The 24,614-nt window shown below is 66.5% G+C and carries 25 protein-coding genes and 1 pseudogene; 11 read left to right on the top strand and 15 right to left on the bottom strand.

Translation table 11 applies throughout. From position 1 onward, the window contains the following. Together B5Y19_RS19945 and B5Y19_RS25840 are read left to right on the top strand one after the other, a co-directional pair. A partial coding sequence (locus B5Y19_RS19945) for a transposase (RefSeq protein WP_139384477.1) occupies positions 1–255 on the top strand: 255 nt, incomplete at its 5' end. A 764-nt stretch (positions 256–1,019) separates the two neighbouring features. Next, a complete protein-coding gene (locus B5Y19_RS25840) occupies positions 1,020–1,208 on the top strand; it encodes a hypothetical protein (RefSeq protein ID WP_139384476.1) in 189 nt (62 codons plus the stop codon). A 23-nt stretch (positions 1,209–1,231) separates the two neighbouring features. On the opposite strand, the gene B5Y19_RS19940 is transcribed toward B5Y19_RS25840, so the two are convergent. Both B5Y19_RS19940 and B5Y19_RS19935 read right to left on the bottom strand, forming a co-directional pair. Further along, on the bottom strand, positions 1,232–2,221 hold the full coding sequence (locus B5Y19_RS19940; protein WP_055728405.1) for a 3'-5' exonuclease: 990 nt from the start codon (positions 2,219–2,221) through the stop codon (positions 1,232–1,234). Positions 2,222–2,449: 228 nt separating this feature from the next. Then, entirely contained in the window at positions 2,450–2,824 is a 375-nt protein-coding gene (locus B5Y19_RS19935) for a VOC family protein (protein WP_055728404.1), read from the bottom strand. Between the two features lie 1,215 nt (positions 2,825–4,039). Here B5Y19_RS19935 and ybaK point away from each other — a divergent pair. Then, entirely contained in the window at positions 4,040–4,513 is a 474-nt protein-coding gene (ybaK, locus tag B5Y19_RS19930; protein ID WP_055728403.1) for a Cys-tRNA(Pro) deacylase, read from the top strand. 212 nt (positions 4,514–4,725) lie between these two features. Next, positions 4,726–6,348 (top strand): ABC-F family ATP-binding cassette domain-containing protein, encoded by a 1,623-nt coding sequence (locus tag B5Y19_RS19925; RefSeq protein ID WP_055728417.1) that lies wholly within the window; start codon positions 4,726–4,728, stop codon positions 6,346–6,348. Between the two features lie 126 nt (positions 6,349–6,474). Here the strand turns inward: B5Y19_RS19925 and B5Y19_RS19920 are convergent. The 4 genes and pseudogenes from B5Y19_RS19920 to B5Y19_RS19905 all read right to left on the bottom strand — a co-directional run bounded on the left by B5Y19_RS19920 (position 6,475) and on the right by B5Y19_RS19905 (position 10,500). Then, positions 6,475–7,404 (bottom strand): annotated as a pseudogene (locus B5Y19_RS19920) (glutaminase). Between the two features lie 79 nt (positions 7,405–7,483). Further along, a complete protein-coding gene (locus B5Y19_RS19915) occupies positions 7,484–8,674 on the bottom strand; it encodes a GGDEF domain-containing protein (RefSeq protein WP_055728402.1) in 1,191 nt (396 codons plus the stop codon). Between the two features lie 145 nt (positions 8,675–8,819). Continuing rightward, positions 8,820–9,521, bottom strand: a complete 702-nt coding sequence (locus B5Y19_RS19910) for a class I SAM-dependent methyltransferase (RefSeq protein WP_079591978.1) — start codon at positions 9,519–9,521, stop codon at positions 8,820–8,822. Between the two features lie 214 nt (positions 9,522–9,735). Next, positions 9,736–10,500: a Crp/Fnr family transcriptional regulator gene (locus tag B5Y19_RS19905; RefSeq protein ID WP_055728401.1), complete on the bottom strand. Its 765-nt coding sequence runs from the start codon at positions 10,498–10,500 to the stop codon at positions 9,736–9,738. A 177-nt stretch (positions 10,501–10,677) separates the two neighbouring features. Between B5Y19_RS19905 and B5Y19_RS19900 the strand changes: the two genes are divergently transcribed. Together B5Y19_RS19900 and B5Y19_RS19895 are read left to right on the top strand one after the other, a co-directional pair. Further along, positions 10,678–10,959 carry a hypothetical protein gene (locus tag B5Y19_RS19900; protein WP_055728400.1) on the top strand — a complete coding sequence of 94 codons (282 nt, stop codon included), beginning with the start codon at positions 10,678–10,680 and terminating at the stop codon, positions 10,957–10,959. A gap of 113 nt (positions 10,960–11,072) precedes the next feature. Further along, complete coding sequence (locus B5Y19_RS19895; RefSeq protein WP_055728399.1) at positions 11,073–11,945, top strand: transglutaminase family protein; 873 nt, start codon at positions 11,073–11,075, stop codon at positions 11,943–11,945. A gap of 7 nt (positions 11,946–11,952) precedes the next feature. Here B5Y19_RS19895 and B5Y19_RS19890 read toward each other — a convergent pair whose 3' ends face one another. From B5Y19_RS19890 to B5Y19_RS19880, 3 genes are all read right to left on the bottom strand, one after another. Beyond that, positions 11,953–13,530, bottom strand: coding sequence for a sensor histidine kinase (locus B5Y19_RS19890; RefSeq protein WP_176168668.1), 1,578 nt, complete (start codon positions 13,528–13,530; stop codon positions 11,953–11,955). 77 nt (positions 13,531–13,607) lie between these two features. Beyond that, positions 13,608–14,210, bottom strand: a complete 603-nt coding sequence (locus tag B5Y19_RS19885; RefSeq protein ID WP_055728397.1) for a sigma-70 family RNA polymerase sigma factor — start codon at positions 14,208–14,210, stop codon at positions 13,608–13,610. Next, a complete protein-coding gene (locus tag B5Y19_RS19880; protein WP_055728396.1) occupies positions 14,197–14,421 on the bottom strand; it encodes a NepR family anti-sigma factor in 225 nt (74 codons plus the stop codon). Before B5Y19_RS19880 ends, B5Y19_RS19885 begins: the two co-directional genes overlap by 14 nt. A gap of 213 nt (positions 14,422–14,634) precedes the next feature. On the opposite strand from B5Y19_RS19880, the gene B5Y19_RS19875 reads away from it, so the two are divergent. The 3 genes from B5Y19_RS19875 to B5Y19_RS19870 all read left to right on the top strand — a co-directional run bounded on the left by B5Y19_RS19875 (position 14,635) and on the right by B5Y19_RS19870 (position 16,544). Beyond that, a complete protein-coding gene (locus B5Y19_RS19875) occupies positions 14,635–15,429 on the top strand; it encodes a response regulator (protein ID WP_055728395.1) in 795 nt (264 codons plus the stop codon). A 132-nt stretch (positions 15,430–15,561) separates the two neighbouring features. Further along, positions 15,562–15,726: a hypothetical protein gene (locus B5Y19_RS26185; RefSeq protein WP_176168667.1), complete on the top strand. Its 165-nt coding sequence runs from the start codon at positions 15,562–15,564 to the stop codon at positions 15,724–15,726. 152 nt (positions 15,727–15,878) lie between these two features. After that, positions 15,879–16,544, top strand: a complete 666-nt coding sequence (locus tag B5Y19_RS19870) for an extensin-like domain-containing protein (RefSeq protein WP_176168666.1) — start codon at positions 15,879–15,881, stop codon at positions 16,542–16,544. Between the two features lie 6 nt (positions 16,545–16,550). Here B5Y19_RS19870 and B5Y19_RS25835 read toward each other — a convergent pair whose 3' ends face one another. Beyond that, complete coding sequence (locus tag B5Y19_RS25835; RefSeq protein WP_139384475.1) at positions 16,551–16,787, bottom strand: hypothetical protein; 237 nt, start codon at positions 16,785–16,787, stop codon at positions 16,551–16,553. A gap of 117 nt (positions 16,788–16,904) precedes the next feature. Between B5Y19_RS25835 and B5Y19_RS19865 the strand changes: the two genes are divergently transcribed. Together B5Y19_RS19865 and B5Y19_RS19860 are read left to right on the top strand one after the other, a co-directional pair. Continuing rightward, positions 16,905–17,387: a DUF992 domain-containing protein gene (locus B5Y19_RS19865; RefSeq protein WP_055728393.1), complete on the top strand. Its 483-nt coding sequence runs from the start codon at positions 16,905–16,907 to the stop codon at positions 17,385–17,387. Between the two features lie 163 nt (positions 17,388–17,550). Continuing rightward, positions 17,551–17,907 (top strand): response regulator, encoded by a 357-nt coding sequence (locus B5Y19_RS19860; protein WP_055728392.1) that lies wholly within the window; start codon positions 17,551–17,553, stop codon positions 17,905–17,907. A gap of 34 nt (positions 17,908–17,941) precedes the next feature. Here B5Y19_RS19860 and B5Y19_RS19855 read toward each other — a convergent pair whose 3' ends face one another. The 5 genes from B5Y19_RS19855 to polA all read right to left on the bottom strand — a co-directional run bounded on the left by B5Y19_RS19855 (position 17,942) and on the right by polA (position 24,597). After that, complete coding sequence (locus B5Y19_RS19855) at positions 17,942–19,336, bottom strand: sensor histidine kinase (protein WP_055728391.1); 1,395 nt, start codon at positions 19,334–19,336, stop codon at positions 17,942–17,944. A gap of 80 nt (positions 19,337–19,416) precedes the next feature. Next, positions 19,417–19,842, bottom strand: coding sequence for a hypothetical protein (locus tag B5Y19_RS19850; RefSeq protein WP_055728390.1), 426 nt, complete (start codon positions 19,840–19,842; stop codon positions 19,417–19,419). Between the two features lie 2 nt (positions 19,843–19,844). Continuing rightward, positions 19,845–20,204: a DUF883 C-terminal domain-containing protein gene (locus B5Y19_RS19845; RefSeq protein ID WP_055728389.1), complete on the bottom strand. Its 360-nt coding sequence runs from the start codon at positions 20,202–20,204 to the stop codon at positions 19,845–19,847. A 117-nt stretch (positions 20,205–20,321) separates the two neighbouring features. After that, positions 20,322–21,452, bottom strand: coding sequence for an AI-2E family transporter (locus B5Y19_RS19840; protein ID WP_079591975.1), 1,131 nt, complete (start codon positions 21,450–21,452; stop codon positions 20,322–20,324). Between the two features lie 103 nt (positions 21,453–21,555). Next, positions 21,556–24,597, bottom strand: a complete 3,042-nt coding sequence (gene polA, locus B5Y19_RS19835) for a DNA polymerase I (RefSeq protein ID WP_055728415.1) — start codon at positions 24,595–24,597, stop codon at positions 21,556–21,558. Positions 24,598–24,614 lie beyond the last annotated feature (17 nt).

Below are 24,614 nucleotides of genomic sequence, written 5' to 3'. Positions count from 1 at the left end.
TTCCACGCCATGATCAGAACCAAACGGGCCGAGCTGCTGTCGTCCTGGATAGAGCGCGCTTCAAGCAGCCTGATCGCTTCGCTGGCGAATGGCGTCAGGCGAGACGAAGCGGCCGTACACGCGGCGATCATCTCAACCTGGTCAAATGGTCAGACGGAAGGCCAGATCACCCGGCTCAAACTCGTCAAACGACAGATGTATGGCCGAGGCAAGATCGACCTCCTCCAGGCGCGCCTGATCGGTGCCCAATTATGAAAAACGTCAGCGAGATTGCGTCAGAGCCAAACTTGCACGCCGAAACACACCAACTCGAAGTCGATGTACTGCAGCTCAAACGGCGCATTGATCAGACAGGTGAATGGGGAGCGGTGCGCACCCCGGCGGCTTCTCGACTGCATGGCAACCTCCTGAGGATCGCAAGGCTGATGCCTTGGCGAACGGGTCATGCCCGGGAGGTCCGATCAGTGCCGAAGCACGAGGATCACAGTGAGTCCGTGAGTCTCGTCAGCTGGGGGCAGCTTTGGAAGGGGCGCTTACCCCTCCGTGAGCACCATCGGTGCGACGGCAGGGAGCGTTCCTGCGCAATAGCGGCCCTTCGAAGGGCGTATGGTCGAACCGATGAGCATGGCGCCCCTATAAGCAATTGCGAGCCGCAAAGAATAGAGGCGCGCAGCTGCAGGATCTCGACGTGGCTGAAGCAAAATTTAGCGGCCGCCTAAAATTGAGCCGACCCGCAGAGCTCCGTCGCTGATTGAAAAGCAGGGCGTCTCACCGTGAATATGCTGCGGTGAGTCAATCTTACGCAAACATGGAAACATCAGGGTCCGACTCATGTCTGAGACGTTGGCGCTGGAGTCTTCTTTTCCTCGAATTCCGGAGCCCTGTAAGTGCGTCAGATTTTACTGGGGCTGTGATTTTCAGCCGAGTTTCCCACGCGAAATGCGCCCGGCGGAAAGGGATTATCGACATCCAAAATTTTTGGGGTAACACGCGATCTGAACCCACGCTGAGGCCCGTTCGTGTATCAAGTCCGCTCTACCTTCCGCAGCTCAACCACCACCGACCGCGCCGCAACGGCGATCGAGGCGCTGCGGATCTTCCGTGAAGCGCAAGCCAAGCCATTTCTTCGTGCCTGTGCGATCCTGCGTAAGGGCGTGATTGTGAGCCAAGCTGAGCTTGAAAAGGCCGCCCGAGGCGAAAGCGCGTGAGATTGACTGCCTTCTGAGGCCTCCTACGCCCGATATCGATCGAGCGCGGTCAGGTGCAGAGTCAGCGGCTCCGCATCTTCCCAGCAATAAATCTCGGTCCGAAGATAGCGGAACTCCTCCTCACGCAGGTCTTCGTCGATCTCGATCCACCAGGCGCGGGGCTTGCCATCGCTGCCATCCGACCAGCGATAACCTCTGCTCTTGAGGTGGTCCTTCATGTCGAAGGGCGCGTTCTCTGCATAGATCCGGACCCGGCTCAGTTGGCTGCATCGCAGAAGCGCAGCGAAAGGCGGAGCCCCATCATCTCCGACAGGCCTCGCAAGGACCTCCAGGAGTGCGTGACAATCGTCGGTCGCTCGATGGCCTTCGTGAAACAGGCCGGATTGGCCGACGAGGTAACCCAGCTTGTTTCCTTCGAAGCCAAGATCCGCCCATGAGATCTCCTTGACGGAACATGCCCAGGCTTTCGCGGCGAACGTCGGCGAGAGCTTCTCACAGAACGGACGGTCGAATGCGGCATTGTGGGCGATGATCAGATCTGCAGGCTCGACCAGCGCATCGAGCGCCGAGAGGTCGATTTCCAGTCCCGCAACCATTTCGTCGGTGATGCCTGTCAGCCGCGTGATTTCCGCGGGGATCGGTTCGAACGGCTGGCGCAGGCCGCTGAATACGCCCACGACGTCGCCGATCGCGCCGTCATCATCGTAGGTGAATGCAACCGCGCCAATCTCGATGATTTCGTCTTTGGCATGATTCAGCCCCGTCGTCTCCATATCGACCAGAACCGCAAGGTTCGGGAAGGCGCTTTCGGCCCGCGGGATGACGGTCCGCGGCGCAAGCTTCCGCAGAATCCTGAAGCGGCCGCTCCGCTCCAATCGTTGAGCCGCTTCCTCGTCGTCCCAGCCGGCCTGTTGAGGGGTTGCTGCCGGACGCTTCCTCAGCGCTGGCCGCGGCGTCTCTCGATATCCGGGCGCATCATCAAACAGATCGGCCTGAGCAGAGCTGGTCTTCATGTCGTCGGTGTCTATCCCTGCGCCCTCCGCGCGCCGGTCACGATAGGAGCCGACGAGCCGGTGCGCCACCGCTCTTCTATCGCCGTCACTGGACTCCTAAAACCTGGGCCTTCCTGCGTTGAGTCAGGATTACTCGCCTCGGGGAGATCAGGAGTCCGATTTCCGCGGAAGAGCTGCGCGAAGGGACAACTCTTTACCGCGCACGGGTCACCGTGAGACCGGCTTTGGTTACTTCGTTGGCTGTGAGCGCGCGGTGAGCTTGTTTCCATCGGGATCGCGAAGGTAGGCGACGAAGGCGCCGTTCGGACGCTCGCTGGGCGGGCTCTCGATCGCCGTCCCGCCATGGGTGGTGCCGGCCTTATACCAAGCAAGGACATGCTCAGGGCTCGCAGCGGCGATGCCGATCGTCCCACCGTTGGCCGCGGTCGCCGGATTGCCGTCGATTGGCTTCGTGATCATCAGCCGGCCACCCTCGTGGACATAGATCAGCCGGCCTCGGGCGTCCATTTCGCCAGGCTTGCCTCCCAAGGCGGCGAACGTAGCGTCGTAGAAATCGCGCGCCCGCTCCAGGTCGTTGCTGCCGATCATGACGTGGGTGAACATCTTGCTCTCCAATGGCCTGCGGCGGACGATATCAGCCGTGCTCGAAATTCATCGGCTAGGTTTGGCTCGACCAGCTGCGATACCGGCTCGCCCCTGGTTACTGACACACACTTTCGCAGACCGCAGCCCGTTTTTCATCGTCGGAGGCTAGCTCGGCTGAGGCCGGATTTTGCGCTGTGATCGGACTGGAGTCGGTCTTCTGCGAGAACCTGCTTCTTGGAGACAAGCTACTCCGTGAACTGCCGCTCAAGAGACCGTCTCACTCATGAGGCGACCGGAGGTGGGTCGTGGGCCGATCCGTGTGATCCGGAGGAATTCAGCTTGCGCAGGGGCGCTGCCGACGTAGGCGGCCGCCTTCGGCGCAGGAGACCCCTGCGAATGGCCGGCCGGGTCGTGCAGCCCACCGCCTACCGGCGGTCCCGTGCGCCGAAGGCGCCTGAACGGACAGATATCGGGCTTCCGACCGCCTCGGCGTGCTCAGCAATCCTCACGGAGCCCCATCGAGACGACGATCGCGATTCACAAACCTGCCCCCGACACGCTCTTTCGCTGATCTGGGTCCGCTTTTTCCGTTCAGCGAAGCTGCCGAGTCCTAGTTCAGCGCGTAATCTCAGTTTTGGGGCAGCCTTTTTCGGTGATTTGAAAATGATAGGGCACGCTTTCGCGTGACCGGCGGCCGGACGATCGAGCCCTCCGGAGATCGTCCGGCCGCGCGCAGGCGGCCCATAGGCATTTTGGGCCTCCTCAGCAGCGGACGGACCGCGATTAAAGGCGAATGGCGAGCGCGCGCGCTCCGGCCGATTGAGCCTGTGCGCCGCGGAGGCGCCGCGTTATCTCGGTTGCACCAAAGAAACCGCTTTTGACGTCACTGCGGCTCTGTGAGTCTGGTTTTGACGATCCACTCGACATCATGGGTCACGGTTCTGTAGCAGTCAGCTCGATAGGGACTGGTTTGTTCGACGCCGCGCGGACCAGGACGCGGGTGATCAGCCGTTCCAGACGCCGAATGGCCGTGCCTGAGAAGCCCTGAAGAGCAAAATTTTGGGGAATTTTTCTCTGAGTCACGCTTTTGCGATGCGCCTTAGATCGAGTCACCTATCTGGCTTAGGCGAGTCAGAGACTATCGAATGCGCGAGAGCAAGGGCCGTTGATATTTCGAGGAAATCTCTACAGAGAGAGTCAGAGTTCTATGTTTCCCCACACGGCGCCTGAACGATGGCCCAGACGACGCCCGCCACTCTGGCGCTGAAGCAGCACGGCATCGCCTTCGAGCTGCGCGCCTATGCCTACGACCCGAATGCCGAGCGCGTCGGCTTGCAGGCGGCCGAGGCGCTGGGCGAACCGGCCCGGCGCGTGCTCAAGACGCTGATCGCGCAGGTCGACGGCAAGCCTGTCTGCATCGTGCTGGCCTCCGATCGCGAGGCGAGTATGAAGAAGGTCGCGGCGGCCTTCGGCGGCAAGTCGGCGGCGATGATGCCAGTGCCGGATGCGGAGCGGATGACCGGCTACAAGGTCGGCGGGGTCAGTCCCTTCGGCCAGAAGCGCAAGCTGCCGACGATCGTCGACGAGGCGGCGTCGAGCGAAGCGCTGGTCTATGTCAATGGCGGCCAGCGCGGCCTGCAGATCGCGCTCGCGCCGGCCGATCTCCTCAGCGCCACCGGGGCCCGCAGCGCCGCGATCTGCTCCTGATCGCGGCCCCGCACCGCCTTTCCCCATTCGCCGTGATCGCGTAGAGCCTCCCCAGACAGCTCGGACGCCCCCCCGTCATTGCGAGGAGCGAAGCGACGAAGCAATCCAGGGGGACTGGGTAGAATGTTCACCTGGTCCGCCTGGATTGCTTCGCTTCGCTCGCAATGACGGATTTCGGCGGCCGACACATCGTTTCAAAGGCCCCTGTTTCCATGATCCGCCTCGAGAACATCAGCAAGCAGAACGGAAAGCAGATCGTCTTCATCGAGGCCTCGGCGGGCCTGCTGAAGGGCGAGAAGATCGGACTGGTCGGACCGAACGGCGCCGGCAAGACCACGCTTTTCCGTATGATCACGGGCGAGGAAGCGCCGGACGAAGGGCAGGTCTCGATCGATCGCGGCACCACCATCGGCTATTTCAGCCAGGATGTCGGCGAGATGGCCGGCCGCAGCGCCGTCGCCGAGGTGATGGACGGCGCCGGACCGGTCAGCACGGTCGCGGCCGAGCTCGCGGAGCTCGAAGCCGCCATGGTCGATCCCGAGCGCGCCGACGAGATGGAGGAGATCATCGCCCGCTATGGCGAAGTCCAGGGGCGGTTTGAGGAGCTCGACGGCTATGCGCTCGACGGCCGCGCCCGCGAGGTGCTCGCCGGCCTAGGCTTCAGCGAGGAGATGATGGAGGGCGATGTCGGCGGCCTCTCCGGCGGCTGGAAGATGCGTGTCGCGCTTGCCCGCATCCTGCTGATGCGGCCGGACGCGATGCTGCTCGACGAGCCGTCGAACCATCTCGACCTCGAAAGCCTGATCTGGCTGGAATCCTTCCTCAAGGGCTATGACGGCGCCGTGCTGATGACTTCGCATGATCGCGAGTTCATGAACCGCATCGTCGGCAAGATCATCGAGATCGATGGCGGCGCGCTGACCAGCTATTCCGGCGATTACGAATTCTACCAGCAGCAGCGCGCCCTGGCCGAGAAGCAGATGCAGGCGCAGTTCGAGCGCCAGCAGGCGATGCTCGCCAAGGAGATCGCCTTCATCGAGCGCTTCAAGGCCCGCGCCTCACACGCCGCGCAGGTCCAGAGCCGGGTCAAGAAGCTGGAGAAGATCGATCGCGTCGAGCCGCCTCGCCGCCGTCAGACCGTCGCCTTCGAGTTCCAACCGGCGCCGCGCTCGGGCGACGACGTCGTCAGCCTCAAGAATGTCGGCAAGGCCTATGGCAGCCGCAGCATCTATGACGGGCTCAACTTCCAGATCCAACGCAAGGAGCGCTGGTGCGTGCTCGGCGTGAACGGCGCCGGCAAGTCGACGCTGCTGAAGCTCGTCACCGGCACGGCCGAGCCCGATGCCGGCACGGTCAACATGGGCGCCAGCGTCAAGCTCGGCTATTTCGCCCAGCACGCCATGGAGGTGCTGGACGGCGAGCGCACCGTGTTCGAGGCGCTGGAGGACCGCTTCCCGCAAGCGGGACAGGGTTCGCTCAGGTCGCTCGCCGGCTGCTTCGGCTTCTCCGGCGACGATGTCGAAAAGCGCTGCCGCGTGCTCTCAGGCGGCGAGAAGGCCCGCCTCGTCATGGCGATGATGCTCTACGACCCGCCGAATTTCCTGGTGCTGGACGAGCCGACCAACCATTTGGACATCGCCACCAAGGAGATGCTGATCAAGGCGCTCTCGAACTACGAGGGCACGATGCTCTTCGTCAGCCACGACCGGCATTTCCTCGCCGCGCTGTCGAACCGGCTGCTGGAGCTGACGCCCGATGGCGTGCATGCCTATGGCGGCGGCTACACGGAATACGTCGCGCGCACCGGACAGGAAGCGCCGGGCCTGCGCAGCTGAGCTTCTGCCGTCATTGCGAGGAGCGCAGCGACGAAGCAATCCAGGGGCGGCAGGGCTGGACGGTTCGACCAGGTCCCCTGGATTGCTTCGCTACGCTCGCAATGACGGCCAGGGTGTATCGAAGACCTACCGCGCGAAAACCGACCAGCCGGTCGCTTCGGTCAGGCGCTCCAGCGCCAGCGTGCCGAGCAGCGAGTTGCCGTTGGCGTTGAGGCCGGGCGACCAGACCGCGATCGCGGCCTTGCCCGGCGCGATCGCGAGAATGCCGCCACCGACGCCGGATTTGCCGGGCAGGCCGACGCGGAAGGCGAAATCGCCCGAGGCGTCGTAATGGCCGCAGGTCAGCATCAGCGCGTTGATGCGCCGGGCCCGCTGGGCCGAGACGACGCGTGGCCCGCCGGGTTCGTAGAAGCCGCCATGCATCAGGAAGCGGCCGGCCATGGCGAGCTGGCGACAGCTCATGGCGATGGCGCATTGGTGGAAATAGACACCGAGCGTCAGCTCCGGCGCATGCTGGATATCGCCGAAGGCTTTCATGTAGTTGGCGAGCGCGATGTTGCGGAAGCCCGTCGCCTGTTCGGCCCGTGCCACGGCCTCGTCGATGATGATCGTGTCGTCATCGGCGAGGTAGCGCATGAAGCGCAGCAATTCGCCGATGGCCACGCGCGGCTCATGGCCCGCAAGATTGATGTCGGCAACGACGAGGGCGCCGGCATTGATGAAGGGGTTGCGCGGCACGCCGTGCTCGCGCTCGATCTGGACGATCGAGTTGAAGGGCGTGCCCGAAGGCTCGCGCCCGACCCGGCGTCACAAGGTGTCGCCGACCTTGCCGAGCGCCTGCGTCAGCGCGAAGACCTTGGAGACGCTCTGGATCGAGAACAGCTCCTCACTGTCGCCGGCGGCATGGATTTCGCCCTCAGCCGTGACGACGCAGAGGCCGAACTGGCGCGGATCGATGCGGGCGAGCGGCGGAATATAGGTCGCGACCTCGCCGCGCTCTTCGGCATCCCGCATCTCTTCGGCGATGTCGCGGACGAGCCGCGCTAAGTCCGCCACGCCTGGATCTCCCGGACATTGCGCGCCTCAGGCAAGCCGAGGCGGAGCGACAGGTCAAGGCCGTGCAAGCCGGCGGCGCCTATTGGAGGCGCAGCGCCCCGCTGGAAGCCATGCCGTCAATCACAGGGCGCTGCCCGGCGATGACGCAAAGCGACTTGCCGCGCGATTTCGCCTGATAGAGCGCCGCATCGGCCGCCGCCATCAGGCTGTTCATGTCGCGCCCGTGTTCCGGCGCGAGCGCGATGCCGACCGAGGCGCCGATATGGAGCCTGTGCCCGCTATCGAGCTCGTAGGGCTCCGAGATTTCGCGCACGATGCGCTCGCCGAAGCGCTGCAGCTGGATGCGCTCGGTCTGTTCGGAAAGCACGACGAACTCGTCGCCGCCAATGCGCGCCGCGATATCGGAGGCGCGGACGAGGCCGCGCAGCCGCTCGGCCACGAGCTGGAGCAGGGCATCCCCCGCCATGTGGCCATAGCTGTCATTGACCGCCTTGAAGCCGTCGAGGTCGAGATAGACCAATGCGAGCCCGCGCGGCGCGGCCTCGCTCTCGAAGCGGGCGGAGAAGGCCTTCGCCAGGCCCGCCCGGTTCGACAGCCCCGTCAGGATGTCATGCCGGGCATGGAAGGCGTTCTCGCGCTCCGCCCGCATGGTCGAGATCAGCATCGCGTTCAGCTTGTAGGCCGCCATCGTCATGCTGAAGAGGTAGAAAGGGATCTGCATGAAGGTGATCAGCATCATCGGCTCGGACAGGAACGGGGCTGCGAGCACGCAGGGGCCGAGCGTCAGCGCGATCATCACCCCCGCCATGCGCGGGGCGGCGAAGTTGCGGAAGCAGATGCCGCCGACCATCGCCGCCGCGGACAGACACGCAAGCGCGGCCGCCACCCAATCCCCGCTCATCAGGCTGAGGAAGGTGCCGGCACCGATGCCGGCGGCCCAGGCGACGCCGAGCAGAAGGTAGAGGTCGGTCGGCGTCCTCTCGCCCCGCTCGGCCCGACGACGGGCGTGCAGCAGGACGACGAGGCGAATGCCGCAGCACAGCACCTCGAAGGCGCACCAGAGCGTGAAGGGCCAGGTCGGGATGCGCCAGGCGATGAGAAAGGACACGGCCAGCGAATTGATGACGCCACCGGCGAAGATCGGCAGCGTGCCGTAGAGGCTGCCGACAAGGGCTACCCGGATTTCGGGCGGGACATCCGGTCCGGCATCCGCCAGCCAGCGCGTCAGGCGCCAGCGCGGCAGGCTGAAACGGAGGACTGGCGCGCTCATCGGCAGGTCCGACTCCTCTCGCGAACGGCCGGCAAGTCAGCCGATCGCGAAGCGGGGCCTAGCAGAGAGGTGTTACGATTCGGTGAGGAAACCAGCGCGATTCAGATGCGGCTCGCGGGCGAAGGTCGCGGAACAGGCCGAATCTTCAGGAAATCTGGCGATAGACCCAGACGCGGGCCGGCGGGATGTTGCGCAGCACCCAGTCCGAAACCAGGGCCTTCAGCCCGGAGCCCTTGCGCGGAATCGGCGAGATCACCGAATAGGTGAACTGGATGAAGGGCGCGCCCGGGACCAGCAGCGGAAAGGCCTCGCGGGCGAGCGCCGTGCGCGTGGCCGGCGGCCGGTTGAACAGCGGCAGGCTCGAGACCAGCGCGATCGCCTTCTCGTTCAGATGGCCCTCGAGCGTCGTCGACAGGGCATAGGCGTCGCCCTGCACGACGGTGGCGCGCGGGAAGCGCCGGCGCAGCAATTCGCAGAATTCCGGGCTGTACTCGACCAGAATCAGCCGGGCTTCGTCGATCCCGCGTTCGATCAGCGCCTCGGTGACGGGCCCGGTTCCCGGGCCGATCTCGATCACCGGGCCGGGCTGTTCCGGATCGACGAAAGACGCCATCCGCCGTGCCAGCGCCGGGCTCGACGGCGTCACCGAACCGGTGCGCAAGGGGTCGTCGATCCAGGATTTGATGAAACGCGCCTCGTCGCCGAGCTTCGCCCTGGCCTCGCTGACGCGGCTCTTGAACTTCTCCGCGGTGCTGCGGACTTCGCTCTCGACCTTGTAGCGCACCGCCGCGACCTTGAGCTTCGCCTCCGCCACGCTGTCGACGAGATCGGCGGCCGTGACCCGCATTTCACCTTCGATCCGCGACGCGACGCGGGATTGCCCGAGGCGGGCCGCGAGCGACGTTGCGCGCGCAGGACGATGACGGATCGTCGAAGACATGGCACCCTTTGATCGCCGCGGAGGCGACGCGTCTGACGCAGCCGAACCTGACTCGCGCTGCATATGTGGTCAAGTGTGCTTCGGCGCCAAGCCTCTTTTATGGCTCGCGACGCAAAATCGATCAGATTAACGGCCTGCGCGCGCCCTCCTGATCGTAGATCGCGGCCATGCGATTGGTCAGGCGCGGGTTGAGCAGCGTCAGCCGCCCGCCGGACAAAGCGAACAGCCCGGCCTTGCGCAGTCGCGACCAGGTCTTGCTGGTGTGGACCAGCGACAGGCCGAGCGCGTCGGCCAATTGCTGCTGTGTCAGCGGAAAGGCGAAGCTGTTGCTCGTCACCAGCCCCAGCGCATCGGCTCGGCGATAGAGCGAGATGATCAGCGCAGCGATCCGCTCGCTCGCACTGCGCTGGCCGACCGAGGTGAGGTTGTCGTCGATCAGGCACTCCTCGCGGGAGCCGAGCCAGGCCAGCTCGTAGGCCAGCGTCGGCATCTTCACGAAAAGGTCCCAGATCCGCTTGCGCGGGAAGACGCAGAGCTCGACCTCGGTGAGCGCCTCGATGCCGTGTTCGGCGGCGCTGAGCAGGGAAGCCTGCAGGCCGACGAGATCCCCCGGCAGCAGGAAGTTCAGGATCTGGCGGCGGCCGTCGGGAAGGGATTTGTAGCGAAACGCCCATCCCGAGAAGAGGGTATAGAGCTCCGCCTCCTCCTCGCCCGGATGGATGATGTCGGCACCGGCCCGCAGGATGCGATGATCGATCTTCATCGCCTGGATGAAGCGGATCTCGTCGTCGGTCTTGTCCTTGAAGGCGGATTTCAGCCGCAGCGGACAGGCCAGGCAGGACGCTCCGAGGCGACGTGGTCGGCCTCCATGATGCGTGTCGTGCATGAAGAATATGGTCCCCCGTCCCGGTGAGGTCTGCACCGGCCTGAGACCAACGCGGCGAGACGCCGCCGCGTTCCCGGCTTGGGGCCACCGGCCACCTTCGATGGAACCGCCGCCGCCTTGACCGCGTTTTCCAGACCGAACCGCCTTGAAAGGCTGAAACGGGTTGGGAGACAAAAAATGCTGAACGCCGGCTTGGCCCCCACCATACGCGCCCTCCTCTTCTTCGGTTTCATGGGGGCTGCCATCGGCGGCCTCACGCTCGGAGCCCGGTTCCAGGCTCTCACGGATCAGAGTTCGACCAGCGTGGCGCTGGCCAGGAGCCTGGGCGATCCGGCCACCGATTTCCGCATCGCCGCGGTCGATCGCTCGGATCGCGGCCAGAGCACGGCCAAGCGCGCCATTCCGTCGCCGTCGCAGCAGGCGATGGCCGAGAACCCGGCCAGGCGCATCCTCCGCTAGCTTCGAGACGGGACGGAACCTCTCGCGCCGAACCGCGTTACGGATCGGCGCATCCTCGCGCTTCACTTCAAAAGCCGCCTCTGGCGGCTTGTTTTTTTGGCGACGGGACAACCATGCTGCTGCGCATCCGGCACGCGACGACCTATCGCTACGCCCAGCCGGTCAGCTTTGGCCCGCACCGGCTGATGCTGCGGCCGCGCGACAGCTTCGACCTGAGGGTCGTCGACACGGCCCTGACGATTACGCCGGCCGCCAGCCTGCGCTGGATGCACGATGTCTACGGAAACCCGGTCGCCGTCGCGAATATCGCGGCCGAGGCCGAAACCCTCGACATCGTCAGCGTGCTCACGCTGCAGCGCTTCGGTTCGGCCATGCCACGGACGGAGATCAGGCCCGGGACGGGGCTGACCGGCGTGGTCTACAGCGAAAACGAACGTGCCGTGCTCCAGCCCTTCCTGACCCTCGCGAGCGCCGATCCCGACAAACGACTCGATCGCTGGCTGATGGACTTCAGGGCGCGCATCGGCCAGGGCTCGGGCCATCTGCTGCGCGACCTCGCCGGGGCGATCCATGGCGCCCTGCATTATGCGATCCGCTACGACGAAGGCACGCAACACCCGCTCGACACCCTGCAGCGCGGCGGCGGCTCCTGCCGCGACTACGCATGGCTGTTCATCGAGCTTGCCCGGCGGATGGGCTTCGCCGCCCGTTTCGTCACCGGCTACATCTATGAGCGCGCGCCGGAAACGGCCGCGCTGGTGAGCGCCCCCGGGCTGACACATGCATGGGCGGAGGTCTTCATTCCCGGCGATGGCTGGGTCGAGTTCGACCCGACCAACAATCTGGTGGCCGACCGCCAATTGCTGCGCGTCGCCGTCGCACGCGTGCCGGAGGACGCATCGCCCATCAACGGCACCTTCACGGGGCCGGCCGGCGCCTTCCTCGGGCTGAGCGTCGGCGTCGCGGTCGAGCCGATCGCGGACTGAGCGAACATCAAGCGGCGTGGCGCAGCTGCCAGCGGCCCAGGACGTGCCCCGCCGGCTCGACGGTCTGCGTCGCCTGGATCTGGGCGAGCAGGCCGGCGAACAGCCGCGGCGGCGCACTATGGATGAGCTCCCGATCGGCATCGAGCCCGACCTCGATGGTCGCATCGTCGATGTCGGTCACGGTCACCGTGATCCGCACGCCGGGCGTGCTGCGCAGCGCGCGCGAGGCGACGTCGGCCACCAGGAAACCCAGCGGGATGATGCGGTCGACCGACAGGACCGCGGTGGTCTCGATCCGGCTGCGCACCGCCTGATCGCGGCCGCGGATCAGGTTCGCGATCATCGTGACGACGTCGTCCAGGAACAGATCGACGCGGACCGGCTGCATCTCGCCATCGGCCAGGGTGAAGCGATAGGCCGCCGAGAGCACATGCACGCGGCATTCGGCATCGGCCAGCGCCAGACGGGCCTCGTCGCGATAGTCGCGCTTGCTGAGGCCGATATAGCTCTGCACCACCTGCAGGCTGTTCTTCACGCGGTGATGCAATTCCCGGACGAGGAAGCGGTTGTCGTCGAGGGCGGTCTGCAGGCGGCGCTGGCGCACCTCCTGCTCGTTGACCATGGCGTTGAAGGCTTCGGCGACGCTGCGGATGTCGCTCGGCATGTCGTCGGCGACCGCGACCCGTGCCCATCCCGACGAGGTCCGGGAGCGTGCCGCGGCCTCGATGTCGCGCAGCCAGCGGGCGCACTGCCTGTCGATCGCGCGCATGTAGACCAGACCGAGGAGGGTCAGCGTCATCAGGGGCGCCAGCAGCAGCACGATGAATTGCAGCCGTGCTTTCCGCTCGGAGGCATCGTCGAAGCTGGCGACGACGTAGAAATCCGGCTCCGCCACCATCCGGGTCGAATAGGCACGCTCCGGCCCGGCGCGGCTGGGGGCGATCCAGTTCTCGCGCCCCGCTCCCGGCATCCGATCCTCGCGAGGAAGCCAGGTGAGCGCGGCGTCGGCGCCGCGCGTGGCGACGACGGCACCGCCGCGCCCAAGCAGGGCGACGTTCATGCCGAGCCCGTCATCCCCGAGGTCGAACACGTTCTCGAGCAGATCGGGCTCGACCAGCAGCAGGGCTTCGCTCGGTCCATTCTCCGTCGGGGTGCGGGCACGTGCCAGGATCGCGAGATAGCGCCGGCCGGCGACCGCTACTTGATCGTAGCGGATCTGGCCGAGGTCCGCCCCATTCCAAGCCATCACCGAGGGGCGGCCGGCGAGTTCGCGCGCGACACCCGCCAGCATCTCGGCGTCGAGGCCGGCATCGAGTGCGGCCGTGCAAAGGCGATCATCGGAATCACGGACGAGAAAGGCACGGAAGCCGCCCGCCCGCTCCATGGCCTTGCGGCCGAGCTCGCCGCAAGCGGCAGCATCGAAGCGGCCGTCGCTCGCCATCGTCGCGAAGGCAAGCAGGGCGCGTGTGGCGCCGCGATACCAGACCCGGGTCCGCACCGCAAAATCATTGACCGCGCGCGCGCGGGATTCCTCGATCGCCGCGAGCGCCGCGTGATAGGTCGTGAAGGCGGCAAGCGCGGACACCGCGCCGATGGGGACGGCAATAGCGACCAGCAGAGCCAGAAGGCGGCCCCTGACCGTTCTGAACCGTCCCAGCGGCATCAGGAACCGACGGATTCGGAACCGACCCTCTGCATCGCCGCCGCGCTGGTGCGGTCGGGCCCGAGATCGTCGACGCCACCGATGGAAAGCAGTTCGGCAAGCTTGGTGCGCGCACGGTTGACGCGGCTCTTGATCGTGCCGATCGCGACGCCGCAGATCTCCGCAGCCTCCTCATAGGACAGCCCCGTGGCGCCGACCATGATCAGGACCTCGCGCTGCTCCTCGGGGAGCTTGGCGAGCGCCTTGCGGAAGTCGGCGAGGTCGAGATGGCTTTCCTGGTTGCCGTGGGTCGCCATGCGCTCGGCATAGGTGCCTTCGCTGTCCTGCACCTCGCGCCCGCGCTTGCGATAGAGCGAATAATAGGTGTTGCGCAGGATGGTGAAGAGCCAGGCCCGCAGGCTGGTGCCAGGCTCGAACTTCTCGGCATTGCTCCAGGCCTTCAGCAGCGTGTCCTGGACCAGATCGTCGGCGAGCTGCATCGAGCCCGAGAGCGAGGCGGCGAAGGCGCGCAGATTCGGGATTTCGCGGATCAGGCCGTCCTTGAACTCAGTGGCACGAAACTCGGCCGTGGACCGGCAGGAACCGGGATCATTTGCGGTCATCGGACGACACTCCCGCTGCACGCTGCTCGATCGCTTCGAGCTGGGCCAACAGCACGAGAAACTTGTCCGGCACGGGCGCGTTCACGATGTCGTCGTAGTGAGCCTTCAGCGAACGGCCGATGGATTCCTGCACTTTCGGATCCAGAACCATCTCGAAATCGTCATTGTCACCTGCGCCGGGTTCGGACATCGCTGTATCCAGATTGCTCATACCAGCCCTCGCACCATAACGGGCCAGCTTTTCCAGCGGGTCCCGCCTTACTTTCCATCAACCCGGAGCAACCACCGCCAAGCGGCAATGGCGACACCAATGCGCTCTATAAACCGAACCAATTCCGAAAGGTTCCATGTCCGGCAAAAAATAAATCTCTTGTCGTTTGCGTATCGTAAGCCATTATTCCGGCACGATAAAAGGGATGCGTTCATGTCGATTGCCAAGGAAATTGCGCCTCACCTTCCCTATCTGCGCCGGTTCGCGCGGGCGCTGAGCGGAACACAATCAAGCGGTGATGCTTACGTCGTGGCCATGCTGGAGGCCCTGGTCGCCGATCCTTCGGATTTCCCGCGCGACATCGATCCGCGCATCGGTCTCTATCAGACCTTCCTCAAGCTCTGGTCCTCGGCCAGCCTCGACGCGGCTGCGCCCGTGGTCGAGCTCTCTCGCGCGCCGGCAGAGCGCAATCTCGAGGCGTTGACGCCGCGGCCGCGGCAGGCCTTCCTGCTGCGCACCGTCGAGGGCTTCTCGATCGAGGAGGTTGCCACCATCATGGGCGAGACGACCGCCGAGGCCGCCGCCCTGGTGCAGACCGCCGGGCAGGAAATCGCCGAGCAGGTCGCGACCGACGTGCTGATCATCGAGGACGAGCCGATCATCGCGCTCGACATCGAGACGATGGTCGAGGAGCTCGGCCACAGCGTCACCGGCGTCGCCCGCACCCAGCGGGAAGCCATCGCCCTCGTCGGCAAGAAGCGCCCCGGCCTGGTTCTCGCCGACATCCAGCTCGCCGACGGTAGCTCCGGCCTCGATGCCGTGAACGAGATCCTCACCTCGATCGACGTCCCGGTCATCTTCATCACCGCCTATCCCGAGCGCCTGCTCACGGGCGATCGGCCGGAGCCCGCCTTCCTGATCACCAAGCCGTTCCAGCCGGAAGCGGTAAAGGCCGCGATCAGCCAGGCGCTGTTCTTCGACCGCCGCGCCGGCCGCAAGGCTGCCTGAACAGCCTTGCCCGTGCCCCCGAGCCCGCACATACGCGGGCTCTTTTTTTGCCCTGACCGCAGGAACAAGCCGGAGCATCGCGCGTTCGCGTGAGGATGTCGGTTTCGTTTCCAGTGCGGGAGGGCGTGGACCATGGCGATGACCTGCTTGTCGGCAGCGATCGCGGCGGCTTCGATTGCGACGGCCCTGTTTTCGGGCTTCGTCCAGCCGGGGGCGATGAGCGGGGAGGTGCTCTCCCTGGCCCTGGCTGGCTTCACCGGCCTCACCATCGCCAGCGCCTCGGCTCTCGACTCCTGAGCCGGCGCCGGTTCTCCCTTTGCGCCCGAACGGCGGCAGCGCTCGCGCTCGCGGGGCTCTGGCTTGCGCCAGCCTGCTCCACGGCGGGAGCGAAGGACGCCCCAGCCACGCGCCTGTCCGAGCGGTTGCCGCCGGCGCGGCCCGCCGGGCTCGTGCCACCTCCCGACAAGCCCGCCGCCGGCTCCCCGCCCGCAGCGCCCTCGCCCGTCCAGGCGGGGCCGAGCACCCCGGCTCCGACGGAAGCCACCTGCCTGGCGAAGCTCGCCGCGATTCCCGGCAACAGGATCAGCTCCGCGGTGGCGGAAGCTGCGCAAACCGATCCGGCCTGCCGGGTGGAGGAGCCCGTGCGCGTCGCGGCTCTGGCGCTGCGCGGCGCCGATGGCAGCATCGCCGTCGCCTTCGAACCGCCGCCGCTGCTGGCCTGCGCCATGGCGGCGTCGCTGGCGGACTGGCTCGACCGGAGCGTCCAGCCGCTGGCGCGCGGCTATTTCGGCAAGGATTTGATGAATCTGCGGGTCGGCGGCGGACAGGAATGTCGGCGGCGCAACCGCGCCTCGGCCGGGCCGGTGAGCGAGCACGCCACGGGCAAGGCCCTCGACATCTTCGCCTTCACGCTCAAGCAAGACGGCGCGCCGAACCCGGTATCGGTCGAAAAACCTGCCGGCCTCGTCCAGAGCCGTTTCCTCGAGGCGGTGCGCCAATCGGCCTGCGGCGCGTTCATGACCGTCCTCGGCCCGGGCTCCGACGCAGCCCATGCCAACCACCTGCATGTCGACATCCAGCAGCGGCGCTCGCAGGCCTCGCGCTTCTGCCAGTGACGAACGTCAGATCGGAAGGTCGCAACGCCAGGAGAGATGGGTCGGCTCGATTTCGGCGGTCTCGCCGGCGCCGACGAGGCGCAGCTCGATGCGCCGCGCCGCCATCACGGCGAGCGCCGCCTCGCAGTCGAGCCCGGATGCGATCAGATCCTCGAGTTCCCAGAACGGCGGCAAAGCCGATGAGGGCGCCGGCAGTGCCGCGCTTTTTGTGGGGATTTGCTCGCGGACACGACTCACGGACATCGACATTCCCATGCCAAGATGAAGCGACAACGCAACGAGCTTCCTATGGTTCCCCTACGACGGAACTGTGGGCTTCTTGAGGCGTTCCGTCCGGCCACTACCCCAGGAGCACATGATATGAGCATTCGGCGCTCCCGACCCTGCGTCGCCGCCACCGTCCTCGCCGGTCTGTTCGGCCTGCCCGGCGTCGCCTCGGCCCAGAGCGGCACGCCGCCGGCAGGTCGTCTCTCCTGCACGGTCGGCAGCGGACTCGCCGCGATCACCAAATCGCAGAAGCCGACCGAGTGCCGCTTCAGGCCACGCCGCGGCCCGCCCCAGCACTATACCGGCATTGTTCGCGGCTTCGGCGTCGATCTCGGCGCGATCCGCAGCGCGGCCCTGGTGTGGCGGGTCTACGGGCCCTATGCGCGCGCATCGCTCGGAGCCCTCAACGGCAGCTACAAGACCGAGGCAACCGCCGGCAGCAATGCCCTGATCGGAGGCCCCGACAATGAAGTGACGTTGAGGCCGCTGCCGCTCCAGGGCAATCGCGGCGTGAACGCGGCGGTCGGCGTGACCAGTCTCGAGCTGACGCTCATTCCACCGGGGCGGCGCCGTTGACCCGCAGCAGCTCGCGCAAGATTACTTTTTGCTAACCTTGATCCGGCAAAATCGACTCAAATCCGATGCTTTCGTGCTCTGCTAGGGGCAGGAACAGGAACATCGCCAATTCTGTCACGTTGGGATGGCGTGTCAGAATTGCAGTGAGTGAGAAAGCCGGTCGATGGCTGATATCCGCGTTCTCATCGTCGAAGACGACCCATTCATCGCCATGGATATCGAATCCGCGGTGGCAGAGCAGCTTGGCGACGAGGCCGAGCTGATCGTGGTCGGATCCGTGGCGGAAGCCAAGCGGGCCGCGACGAGGAAGCTTTCCTGCGCCTTGCTCGACATCGATGTCGTCGACGGCAAGACCTTTTCCGTCGCCAGCGCCCTGCAGAAGGCCGGCACGCCCTTCGCCTTCGTTTCGGGGTCGGCGCCGCAGGAGGTGCCGGCGCCGCTGCAATCGGCCCGCTTCCTGCGCAAGCCGTTCTCGACGCGCGAGGTCGCGGCCTTCGTGCTCAAGGCCATCGGCGGCTAGCCCAGGCTCAAGGCGATCTGAGCCCGGCGGCAGCTCAATCCGCGGCTTCGGCCTCGGGAATCTCCCGCTTCGGAAAGATGACGGTCACGCGGGTGCCGGGCCGGACCTGCCCCTCGTGCAGCGGTCCTGTCGACATCTTGGCCCGCATGCTCCGCAACAGGCTCGCGATCACGGTCTGCCCCAGGCCTTCATTGCGCGCCTCGGGCGGCATGCCGACGCCGTCATCTTCGATGGTCATGACAAGGACCGTCTCCTTCTCGGCCTCGTCCCGCGTCAAGCGGATCGTGATGTTGCCGGCGAGGCCGTCCGGAAAGGCATGCTTGATGGCATTGGTCACGAGCTCGTTGACGATGACGACGAAGGAGACCGCGTCGCGCCCCGGCAGGCGGATCGCTTCCATGTCGAGCTCGATCCGGATCGGGCGCCCCTCGGCGGCCTTGCCGATCTCGGCCAGAAGATCCTCCATATAGGGGCGCGCATCGATCTCGTCGGTCTCGATGTCGAGACGCAGGCGGCGCTGGCCAGCCGCGATCGCCTGGATGCGCGACTGCGCCTGCGCCAGCGCGGCCTTGACCGCCGGCTCGCGCGCCTGCCGGCTCTGGACGTTGAGCAGGGCCGAGACCATGGCGAGATTGTTGCCGACGCGATGATTGACGTCGCGCAGCAACGCCTCGATACGCAGGCGTTCGCTCTCGAGCTGGCGTGTCCGCTCGCCGACGATCTGCTCCAGCTCGGCATTGGTGACCGCCAGCGCGGCGCTGCGGCGCTGGCGGCGACGCAGCTGCTGCCAGGCGGCGAAGGCGAGCCCGGCGAGCGCGACAACGATGCCGGTGCTGCCCCAGAGGCGGCGACGCTCTTCCCGGCGGTAGAGCGACATCAGCCGGATGTTCTCGTTCTGCTGGATCTGCTGCACGGTCTCGCGCAGACGGTCCATGGCGGCGATGCCCTTTTCGTCGCGGACGAGCGCAAGCGCCTCGTCGCGCCGGCCGGCGCGCTCGAGGGCGATCGTCCGGTCGAGTTCTTCGAACTTGGCGCGCATGTCGGCGCGCAGCTTCATCACCCGCTCTTTCTGGGCCGGGTCGGTATCGACAAGGGCCGCCAGGATATCGAGCTCGGGCCCCGCCGCCGCGCGGCCTTCGGTGAAGGGATCGAGATGCTCCGCCTGGCCGGTCAGAAGGTAGCCCCGCTGGCCGGTCTCGGCATCGCGCAGCCGGCCGAGGAAGCGTTCGGCCCGCTCGCGGATCTCGATGGCGTGGGAAACCCGGTCGGCCGTCTGCCGTGCCTGCCGGTTGATCCAGGCGGCAAGCAGGACCGCCACCGCGACGACGCCGATCGCGATGATCGTCGTCGTGGCCGAGCGCAGCCGGGTTCCGAGTGTCGGAAGCGCCGGAAAGGGGATGCGGCTACGGGGCCTCACCTGAACGGACATGCCGGCCTTGTTAACGGGTGCATGCCGACATCCCTATGTAAAAAGACAGGCTGCGTCCACCGTCTGCCCCCATCGGCGGGTCACGCTTCCTCGTCGTCGCTCTCGCCCCCGGCGACGATCTGCCGGCCGAGGATCGCACCCAGCACCACGATGCCGCCGGCGACCGCCATGCGCCAGCTCAGGCGCGATCCGATCAGCTTCGCCGCAAGCGGCGCGGCGGCGAGAGCCGCCGTCGCGGCGGGCCGCGGCGGCCGGCGCCGGCCCTTGACGATGAGCGCAAGCCCAAAGGCGAAAAGCGCCGTCACGAACAGGCCGCCGGCGATCCAGAGGCTCGCCGCGACCGCGCCGTAGCGCAGCTCCAGCACGGTATGCAGCGCGTTGAGCGCGTAGCCCCCGGCACAGAGCAGGAGCAGCGCGGCGAAGCCGAACAGGCCGTAGACGGTGACGTTGCGCTTCACCGCTCCGGAAATCTCCGAAGCGATGAAGGATCCGAGCCCCCCGAACATGGCTAGCGTGCCGACAGGTAACCGACGAACAGGCCGACGGCAGCCGCGAGCCCGAGGGCGCGCAGCGGCCGCTCACGAATCTCGTCCTCGATCAGCTGCTGCAGCTCGGTCGCCTGCTCCTTGGCGACGCCGACCATGCGGTCGGTGTCGACGCCGACCGCGCGCAGCCTTTCGCTGACCGTAGCGGCGATGTCCTCGGCGCTGCGCGTCAGCGTGTCCTCCAGGGCGCTCGCCTGGCGCTTGGCGCGCGCGCCGGCCTGACGCGCCTGCGCCGCGACATCCTCGGCACCGGCCTCGACCTCGGCCTTGGCTCGCTTGGCGGCGGCGGCCGCCTGACGTTTCGCGGATGTCGTGGTTGCCATGACGATCTGTTCCTGTCGCTGACGAGAATGGGATGGTGGCGGGATGACGCCTTCCCCGCAAGGCCCCCGCGCGGTTTGCAACGCGCCGGGCCCGCTTCTGTTCCGATATCGCCGGGTTCAAGCCGGCTCCGCCGCGGCCGTTTCCTCGGCTGCGGCCTTCGCCTTCTCGCGGCGATAGCGCGCGAATTCCTCCTGGGCGACCATGAAGACGATGACGATCGGCGTCGAGAGCACCGCTCCCACCGGCCCCCAGAGCCAGAGCCAGAAGATGAAGGCGATGAAGACGAGGAAGGGCGAGATCGTCAGCCGGTTGCCGACGAAGACCGGCGTCACCGCGTTGCCCTCGAAGAGATGCAGGATGTAGTAGGCCGTCGCCGGCCAGAGCGCGGCGAGCAGCGAGGGCGCATCGAGCAGCGCGCCCGCGAACAGCAGGACGGCGACGATGATCGGGCCGATGAAGGCCAGGTAGTTGAGCAGGAATGCGAGCGCGCCCCAGAAGACCGGGAAGGGTAGCCCCGCGAGCCAGGCGATCGCCATGGTCAACAGCCCCATGCCGAGATTGATCACCGTCACCAGCGCGAAATAGCGCGCCACCCTGGCCTCGATCTCCTCGAAGAAGGAGCCGGCCGAGCGGCGCGCGTCGCGCAGGCAGAACCGGAGCACGCGCGCCTTCAGATGGCGGCGGGTGGCCAGCCAGAAATAGACGGTGGCGACGAAGATCAGCATGCCGCCCGCTGCCGTCGACGAGGTCATGGCGATGTCGAAGAGCGGGTTGCCCTGCGAGACGCTGAGCTCGCCCCCCTTGCCCGTGATCGAGGCGATGCTGCGCTTGAATTCGTCCATGAAGGCGAAGAGCCGGGCGAGCTTGGCCTGCAGCCCCGCCATCATCGCCGGGGCCTGGTCGGCCCAGCCGGCGACCGGCACCGCCAGGATCGCGAGCGCGCCCATCAGGACGCCGAGGAAGAGCAGGGTCACCGTCGCCGCGGCCAGATGCTGCGGCACACCATGGCGCACCAGCCAGTCGACCAGCGGGCCGAGCACGAGGCCGAAAATCACGCCGGCCGTCACCGGAACGGCGATGACCTTGGTGAGATACAGCGTCGCGGTGAACAGGATGACGAAGATGCCGACGATGGCGTAGCGGAGGATGAGGTCGTGCTCGTATTGCGTGACCTCTTCGGTCTCCTCCACCGGCTCCGGTTCGGCCATGTAGCGCGGAAACGGCCTCCAGGCGGATGAGCTGAGCATGTCCTGCGTCCGACGCGCGACCCGCGTCCCCCCGACCCGCGCACCCCTTGGCGCGTCCGAGACAGCAACGCCGGACGATCGGCCGGGTTCCGGCCGCCGCGCCTCAGTGCGCCTCGTCCCAGTTGCCGGCGGCGCGGGCCTCGACCGCGAGCGGCACCCTGAGCTGCACGGCCGGATGCGGCGCCTCGACCATCACCTTCTCGATCACCGGCAGGGTCTTCTCGACCTCCGCCTCCGGCACCTCAAAGACGAGCTCGTCATGGACCTGCAGGAGCATGCGGGCATTGAGGCGCTCGGCGGCGAGCGCCGCATCCATCCGCACCATGGCACGGCGGATGATGTCGGCGGCCGAGCCCTGGATCGGCGCGTTGATCGCCTGGCGCTCGACGAAGGCGCGTTCGGACGGGTTCTTCGAGGCCACCGCCGGAAAATGGCAGATCCGGCCGAAGATCGTGGTGACCTGGCCATGGGCGCGGACATGGGTCTTGGTCTGGTCCATATAGTCGCGGATGCCGGGGAAGCGCTCGAAATATTTGCGGATATAGGCGCTCGCCTCCTCGCGGCCGATGCCGAGCTGGTTGGCGAGGCCGAAGGCCGAGATGCCGTAGATGATGCCGAAATTGATCGCCTTGGCGCGCCGGCGCACCTCGCTCGGCATGCCCTGGACCGGCACGCCGAACATCTCCGAGGCGGTCATGGCATGGATGTCGACCCCGTCGGCGAAGGCCTGCCTGAGCTGCGGGATCTCGGCGATATGGGCGAGGATGCGCAGCTCGATCTGGCTGTAGTCGGCGGAAACCAGCTTGAAGCCCTTCTCCGGCACGAAGGCCGTCCTGATCTTGCGCCCGGCCTCGGTGCGGATCGGGATGTTCTGCAGGTTCGGCTCGGAGGAGGAGAGCCGCCCCGTGGTCGTCGCCGCCAGCGCGTAGGAGGTGTGCACGCGGTTGGTCTGCGGGTTCACATAGCCCGGCAGCGAATCCGTATAGGTCGATTTGAGCTTGGCGAGCTGGCGCCAGTCGAGAATTTTCGAAGGCAGGGCGTGGCCTTGCTCGGCGAGGTCCTCCAGCACGCCCGCGCCCGTCGCCCATTGGCCCGTCGCGGTCTTCTTGGCGCCTTCCAGCCCCATCTTGCCGAACAGGATGTCGCCGAGCTGCTTGGGGCTCCCGATGGTGAATTTCTCGCCGGCGAGCTCGTAGATCTCGTCCTCCAGCCGTGCCAGGCCTTGCGCGAAATCGCCGGAGAGACGCGACAGGATCTGCCGGTCGATGGCGATGCCGCGCTTCTCCATATCGGCAAGCACCGCGACCATCGGCCGTTCCAGCACCTCGTAGACCGCCGTCTTCTTCTCGGCCGCGAGCCGGGGCTTCAGCGCGAGCCAGAGGCGGAGCGTGACGTCGGCGTCCTCGGCGGCATAGTCGGTCGCCTTCTCGAGCGGCACCTTGTCGAAGGTGACCGCCGACTTTCCGCTGCCGGCGACCTGCGCATAGGGGATCGTCTCGTGGCCGAGATGCAGCTCCGAGAGCTTGTCCATGCCGTGGCTGTTGATGCCGGCATCGAGCGCGTAGGAGATCAGCATCGTGTCCTCGATCGGCGACACGGCGAGGCCGTGGCGCCCCAGGACCAGCAGATCGTATTTCAGGTTCTGGCCGATCTTGAGCACGCCGGCATCGGCGAGCAGCGGCTTCAGCGCCGCGACGGCCTGCGCGACCGGGATTTGCTCGGGCAGCAAGCCTTCGTCGAAGAGGCCGCCATCGCCGGCGCGATGCTGGAGCGGGATGTAGCAGGCGCGGCCGGGCGCGACCGCGAGCGAGATGCCGACGAGATCGGCCTGCATCGCGTCGAGCGAGTTCGTCTCGGTATCGAGAGCGACATGGCCGGCCTCGTAGGCCCAGCCGATCCAGCGTTCGAGATCGGCGAGCGTACGCACGCATTCGTATGTCGAGCGGTCGATCTTGCCGGCGATCGCCTCGTTCTTGCGGGACGCCGCGAGATCGGCCGGCTTCATCCAGCCCGCCTCGCCGCCGGTCGCCTCCGCCAGGGTCGCCGCCGGCGAGGGCGCGGCCGGGGTGGTGGCCGAGACGGCGTCCTCGATCGCGTCGGCGCCAGCATAAAGCGCCTTGAGCTCGGCCGCGCGCGAGCCGCCCGGCGCCAGCGCCGGATCGGCATCGACCGCCCCGACATCGGCCTCATAGGCCTCGGCGACGCGCTTGGTGATGGTGGTGAACTCCATCGCCTTGAGGAAGGCGATGAGCTTCGCCGGATCGGGCTGCTCCAGCGTCAGATTCTCCAGCGGTGTCTCGACCTTCACGTCGTCGACCAGGCTGACGAGCTTGTGCGAGATGCGGACCTTCTCGACCACCTCGGGATTGGTCAGCGTCTCCCGGCGCTTCGGCTGCTTGATCTCGCCGGCGCGCGCCAGCAGGGTTTCGAGGTCGCCATACTCGCCGATCAGCTGGGCGGCGGTCTTGATGCCGATGCCGGGCGCGCCCGGCACGTTGTCGGTGGCATCGCCCGCCAGCGCCTGGACATCGGTGACCTTGTCCGGGGTGACGCCGAAATATTCGACGACTTCCGGCTCGCCGATGCGGCGCTCGGCGCGGAAGCCCGCACCCTTCTTCTGGTCGCCCGAAGCGGGGTCGTACATGGCGACGCCCGGCCGCACGAGCTGCATCAGGTCCTTGTCGGCGGAGACGATCAGCACCTCGGCGCCGGCCTCGCGCGCCTGCTTCGCATAGGTCGCGATCAGGTCGTCGGCCTCATAGACATCCTGCTCGACCGGAATCAGACCGAAGGCGCGCACCGCCTCGCGCATCAGCGGGAACTGGGGAATGAGGTCGGCCGGCGGGTCGGAGCGGTTGCCCTTGTAGGCCGGGTAGATCGCCTTGCGGAACGAGTTCTCGGACTTGTCGAAGACGATGGCGAGATGGGTCGGCCTGACGCCGAGCACGCCCTCGCGCACGAACTGGAAGAGTTTCGTCGCGAAGAGCCTGACCGCGCCGGAGGGCAGGCCGTCGGAGCGGGCATTGTATTTCCGGTCCTGGTTGATCGACTGGAAATAGGCCCGGAAGATGAAGTTCGAGCCGTCGACCAGGAAGAGATGGTCGCCGGGCTTCAGGGCGGGGGCGGTCGTGGCTTTATCGCTCATGGCGCGGACCATAAGCG

The sequence above is a fragment of the Allobosea thiooxidans genome, assembly GCF_900168195.1.
Taxonomy (GTDB): domain Bacteria; phylum Pseudomonadota; class Alphaproteobacteria; order Rhizobiales; family Beijerinckiaceae; genus Allobosea; species Allobosea thiooxidans.
Note: the sequence above shows the minus strand (reverse complement) of the source record. Positions and strands in the feature narration are given on the sequence as shown.